This window comes from Pseudoxanthomonas sp. Root65 (assembly GCF_001427635.1).
Classification (GTDB): Bacteria; Pseudomonadota; Gammaproteobacteria; order Xanthomonadales; family Xanthomonadaceae; genus Pseudoxanthomonas_A.
This window is the reverse complement of sequence record NZ_LMHA01000006.1, coordinates 1-5267: the sequence shown is the minus strand read 5'-3', so window position 1 is coordinate 5267 and position 5267 is coordinate 1. Positions and strand designations below refer to the sequence as shown.

5 protein-coding genes and 1 pseudogene are annotated in these 5267 nt (G+C 66.1%); 4 read left to right on the top strand and 2 right to left on the bottom strand.

The window, feature by feature from the left end; genetic code table 11:
- From ASD77_RS17615 to ASD77_RS17605, 3 genes and pseudogenes are all read left to right on the top strand, one after another.
- Positions 1–822, top strand: a pseudogene (locus ASD77_RS17615) (hypothetical protein); the annotation flags it as partial.
- A 279-nt stretch (positions 823–1101) separates the two neighbouring features.
- Complete coding sequence (locus ASD77_RS18580) at positions 1102–1410, top strand: acyl carrier protein (protein ID WP_055945240.1); 309 nt, start codon at positions 1102–1104, stop codon at positions 1408–1410.
- Entirely contained in the window at positions 1404–2987 is a 1584-nt protein-coding gene (locus tag ASD77_RS17605) for an AMP-binding protein (RefSeq protein WP_200947430.1), read from the top strand. The genes ASD77_RS18580 and ASD77_RS17605 overlap by 7 nt, the downstream gene beginning before the upstream one ends.
- Before the next feature lie 61 nt (positions 2988–3048).
- Here ASD77_RS17605 and ASD77_RS17600 read toward each other — a convergent pair whose 3' ends face one another.
- Together ASD77_RS17600 and ASD77_RS17595 are read right to left on the bottom strand one after the other, a co-directional pair.
- Positions 3049–3762 carry a DnaJ domain-containing protein gene (locus ASD77_RS17600; RefSeq protein ID WP_055945237.1) on the bottom strand — a complete coding sequence of 238 codons (714 nt, stop codon included), beginning with the start codon at positions 3760–3762 and terminating at the stop codon, positions 3049–3051.
- 18 nt (positions 3763–3780) lie between these two features.
- Positions 3781–4764, bottom strand: a complete 984-nt coding sequence (locus ASD77_RS17595; RefSeq protein WP_055945234.1) for a polysaccharide deacetylase family protein — start codon at positions 4762–4764, stop codon at positions 3781–3783.
- A 315-nt stretch (positions 4765–5079) separates the two neighbouring features.
- On the opposite strand from ASD77_RS17595, the gene ASD77_RS17590 reads away from it, so the two are divergent.
- The coding region (locus ASD77_RS17590; RefSeq protein WP_156383737.1) for a hypothetical protein at positions 5080–5267 on the top strand (188 nt) is incomplete at its 3' end.

Here is a 5267-nt window from a genome sequence, read left to right as displayed (position 1 = left end):
ATCGTGCGCAACAACGTGGTGCGCAACACGGGGTATTCGGGCATCGGCATGTATGCGTCCAAGGACGCGGTGGTGGCCAACAACACCATCATCAATGCCGGACGCCTGGGCCACTCGGCGATCTACTTCGGCGTGACGTTCCAGGACTGGGACCCCAATGCGGGCCGGCCGGCCAACATCAACCCGACCCTCCGCAACAACCTGGTCATCCAGAATAACAACCGCTGCGTCGAAATCCGCTACTCGTCCGAACTGGGCGGCCTGTCGGGCCTGTCCGGATCGCCGAACAGCAACTGGAACGGCTTCGGCAACGGCTGCGTGTTCCGCGACGGCCGGCCCGGCAGTACGGTCACCGCGGGAACCCTGGCCCAGTGGCGCAGCGGCACCGGCGCGGACGCCAACAGCAAGCAGGCGGCGTTCTCGGTGGACGCCAACGGGCGACTCCCGGCGGGCAGTCCGGCGATCGATGCCGGTACCACGCTGGCGCAGGTGACCGACGATATCGATCGCCAGACCCGCGCCGCCCCGTTCGACCTGGGGGCCGACGAGTACGGCCAGCAGAGCACGGCGCCGATCCGCGTCAACGGGGTGCAACCCCTCGTTCCGGTGCGTGGAAGCAGCGCAGCGTCCGGTGCGGTAACGGCGGGCAGCCTGCCGGCCACCACCGCGGCGCCGGTTACGCCGACGGCGTCCACGCCGTCAACCCCCGCCGCCGCGACGCCTGCGGTCAGGCCGGCCGCCAAGCCGGTGTCGAGAACCTACACGGCGCCCGCGCTCAAGGCGTGGTACTGGCTGCTCTCGTGGATCGACCGGTTGCGCTGAGTCCGCTCGACCAGGTTGCAGGTTCGCAAGCACGGGGTCCGGCATTCGCCGGGCCCCGTTTTCGTTTTCGGTCCGCGTGGCGCGCACTGCCTGAACTGGCCGTTCCGGCACGGCTTGTGCGTTCTCCTCTGCATCGGAGCCTGGCTCCGGTGCCTTGGCCGCCTGACGTGCGGATGGTGGAACGCGCACCGCGATGCGCTGGCCATCCGCGTTGACGGGGATGCTTGCGTCGCCGGCCGGGTACCAATCGCGACGCGATGGCTGCAGGGACGTTCGCCTGTGCCGCCGCGCCTGTCCACACTGCACAAGAATTGGATCGCCTGCATGGAATCGATGGAACACCGCGTACGGGAATTCATCAGCACGACCTTTCCGGTCGATGCCGGGGAAGAACTCGCCACCCACCAGAACCTGCTGGATGCCGGCGTCGTCGATTCCATCGGCGTCCTGACGATCGTGACCTGGATCGAGGAAACGTTTGAAGTGACGGTGGACGACGAGGATGTGTTGCCGGAGAACCTGGGCAGCATCGCGGGCATCATGGCCTACGTGGAGCGCAAGCAGCAGGAAGCGGGGCACGCATGCTGAGGTACGAGCAGCACCTGGCGGCCGCAGCGGCCCATGATCCCTCCAAGGCCGCGATCATCCAGGCGGGCGTACGCACCTCGTACGCCACGCTGGACGCGGCAGCCGACCGGTTCGCGGATGCGCTGGTCGAACGCGTCGCCTTCGCCAACGGCGAGCGTTGCGTGCTGTTCCTCGAGAATCGTGTCGAGACTGCCGTCGGCATCTTCGGCACGCTGCGCGCCGGCGGCATCTTCAGCGTGGTCAATCCGACCACCAAGACCGACAAGCTCGCGTTCGTCCTGAACAACTGCGAAGCGTCGGTGCTGTTCACGCAGGCCAGCCTGGCCGCCGTGGCGCTGGCCGCCGCGGCGCAGGCCCCGAGTATCCGTCGGGTGGTGGTCGTGGACGACACGGCCACGGCCTTGCCCGCAGGCGCCGAGACCTATGCGACCTTCGTCGATCTCGCCATGCCGGGTGCGGCGGCCAAGCGTCAAGCGGGCGTCGATATCGACCTGGCGATGCTGGTCTACACCTCGGGTTCCACCGGCAATCCGAAGGGCGTCATGATGACGCACAAGAACATCGAGCACGCCGCAACCTCGATCACCACCTACCTGCAGTCGCGCCGCGATGACGTGGTGCTCAGCGTGCTGCCGCTGTCGTTCGACTACGGCCTGTACCAGTTGCTGATGTGCGTGAAGATGGGCGCCACGCTGGTGCTGGAGAAGTCGTTCGCCTTCCCGCAGAAGATCCTGCCGTTGCTGGCCTCGGAGAACATCACCGGCTTCCCGCTGGTGCCGACGATGGCGGCATTGATCGTGCAGATCGGCAATTTCAATCCGGAATGGGCGCGCGGCGTGCGTTACCTGACCAACACCGCGGCCGCCTTGCCGCCGGCGCACATCCTGAAGTTGCAGGAAATCTTCCCGAATGCCCGCATCTACTCGATGTACGGCATGACAGAGTCAAAGCGCTGCACGTACCTGCCCCCGGAACAGTTGAGCAAGCGACCCGACAGTGTCGGCATCGCCATCCCGGGCACGGAAGTGTGGGTGGCCGACGACGAGGGCAAGCCGGTGGCGCCGAATGTGGTCGGCGAACTGGTCGTCCGTGGTGGCCACGTGATGCAGGGTTACTGGCGCAACGAGGAAGCGACCGCGAAGACACTGAAGACCGGGCGTTATCCGTGGGAGAAGGTGCTGCATACGGGCGATCTGTTCCGCATGGACGACGAGGGCTTCCTATACTTCGTCGGTCGCAAGGACGACATCCTGAAGTCCCGGGGCGAGAAGGTCAGCCCGAAGGAAGTGGAGAACGTGCTGTATGCGCTGGCCGGCATCCGCGAGGCGGCGCTGGTCGGTGTGCCGGATCCGGTGATGGGTCATGCGTTGAAGGCGATCGTGGTGACGGATCGAGACGATCTGGATGCCCGCGCCGTGATGGCGCACTGCCGTGCTCACCTGGAGGAATTCATGATCCCGCGCACCGTCGAGTTCCGCGATGCGCTGCCGAAGACCGGCACCGGCAAGATCCGCCGCAGCGTGCTGCAGGCCGAGGCCGAAGGGAAGCCGATTCCCGCCGACGAAGAGCCCGCCTGAGCGATCGCATGGCGCGGTGAGGATTGCATGCATTCCGCCGCGCCATGGTCTTGCAATGGCGTCAGGAGTTGTCGGGGCAATGCCGGCGGGGGTGGAAATCGTCGACGGTGTCGCCAGGTCCTGGCCGTTCGTGGGCGACTTTCAGTGGCTGCAGCGGTGAGCTGTACCAGTCCACCAACTGACCGCAAGCGACCCGCACCCACGACGCGCCGTACAGCCATTGCTGTCCGGTGTGGTCGCTGCTGAAAGGCGGCCCGATCACCGCGATCACCTCGTTCGGCGACATGCCAAGCTTCAGTACGGGTTTGTCGTCGGCCACCCGCGATCCCGCGGTTGCCGCCGATGCACCGGCCTCGGGTGCATCGGGATATTGGCCATCATGGCCGTCGTCGTCTGGGGACAACAGCAGCGCCGCCAGGGCGATGGCGAGTGCCAGCCAGGCGAGTCTCCGCCATCGCGAAGGGGTGCGGGCAGGCTCATCCCAGATGGCGTCGTCGCCGCCATGCACGATGTCGGTACGTATGCCTGCGGTCGCTGCCGGCGCCTTTACGGTTGCGCCAGGGAATCGTCCATGCGTGCGATGGAACTCCAGCGCAGCGGAATAGGCGTAGTTGAGCGTCTTCAGCGTGTCCTCGCCGCCGGCGTGTCGGCCCACGCGATCCGGGTGCAACCCGGACACGCGCCTGCGGTAGGCCCGCTTGAAGCTGTCGGGGTCGCATTCCGGGCCGACGCCGAGTTCCTTGTACAGGGTCAGAAAATCGGCACCGTCGTTCATGTGAAAGTGGAGCGGAACTCAGTTGTAGGGGCGCGCACAGACCTGCGGCAGCGACGCCATGGCCTCGAATTCGTGTTTCATGATGTGCCTTTCCATCGCCACGCGCGGAATGTCGAAGCGTGGCGATGCCTGCGTGGCGTAGCCGCCGTAGTAGGAGAACGCATGGCGCACGTTCATCGCGTCCAGGCACTCGCGGGTGTCGTCGTTGAACGAGTTGCGGTTGCCGACGGGGTAGGCGAAATACTCCATGTCGCAGCCCACTTCCGCCTTGAGACGTGCGGCGCAACCGGAGATCTCCTGGTACTGCTGCTCCTTCGGCATCCGCGACAGCACCGGATGGTTGACCGTGTGTCCGCCGATGGTCATGCCGCCACGCGCCATCTCGCGGATCATGTCCCAGTTCATCCAGTGGCCGGAGACGTCCTCGGGATGCGTCACGCCGGCCGCGTCGCGAAGCGCGTGCAGCATGGCGGCGGCTTCGCTGGAAGGGAGCGATTTGTAGCGGGCAAGCACCAGCGCGATGGCGGTGTCGCAGGTGGGCTTAAGCAGCAGCGGCTGGCTGATCCACGGCGCCAGGGAGAGGCGGGCGTGCGGCGACGTGCGCAGCAACCAGCAGATCTCGTCCCACCACGGCAGCGTAGGCTTGTCGATGAATCCCGTGGCGATGAAGAACGCGGCGGGGACGTTGTGCCGCCGTAGGATGGGAAAGGCCAGCTCGTAGTTGTCGAGGTAGCCATCGTCGAACGTGATCAGCGCGTAGCGCCCCCTGCGATCGCCGAGGGCATGGTCCAGGTCCTTCGGCGAGATGACGTCGAAGCCGCGGGCCAGATGACTGACCTGCGCATCGAACCCGTCGACACTGGCGCTCCACAGGGCGCGGTCGTACGGCTGCGACGACGCGTCGTCGCCGACGCGATGGTAGTTGAACACCAGTACCCCGCGGCGTGGAAGTGCGGCCAGCACCCGCCCGAATCCCGTCACCGACAGCAGTTTGGCGATCAAGCCTCTTTTCAAGTTCCATCCCCTTCTTGACCTGGCGCGCGGATAAGGCATGCGCTGCGGGTCGTCCTGTCCTGTCCCACCTTACATAACGCGGTTCGTCGCCGGAACAGGACTTCGGTGGCCGGAATCCGCATGCGTCCGCGTTTTTCCAAAGTGAGACGTGTAGCGTGGGGCATCCCCTGGAAGCCGCCACGGCCAATGCGTTGTCGACAACAGCGGTGACTGGCGCGATGTGCGCCCCCGGGGCTTTCCGGGCCAGCTCATCTGCTGTGATGGTAAACGCCAGGACTGGGAACCTCAGGAAATCCGCCACCGATGTCCATGCCACTTCCTGCGCGCGCCCCTCGTTTCGCCGCCGCGCTGCTGCTCGCTACTGGCACGGTGCTGGCGTCCCCGGCCCTCGCGGCCGAGCTGTACGTCTCGACGTCCGGCAACGACAGCAGCGGCACCGGTACGCTGCAAAATCCGTACCGCACGGTCAAGCGTGCGATCAGCGCCGGACG

Bases quoted from the DNA above. Each gene is read 5' to 3' on its own strand.
- ASD77_RS17605 (WP_200947430.1), top strand. From the start codon at position 1,404: ATGCTGAGGTACGAGCAGCACCTGGCGGCCGCAGCGGCCCATGATCCC.
- ASD77_RS17600 (WP_055945237.1), bottom strand. From the start codon at position 3,762: ATGAACGACGGTGCCGATTTTCTGACCCTGTACAAGGAACTCGGCGTC.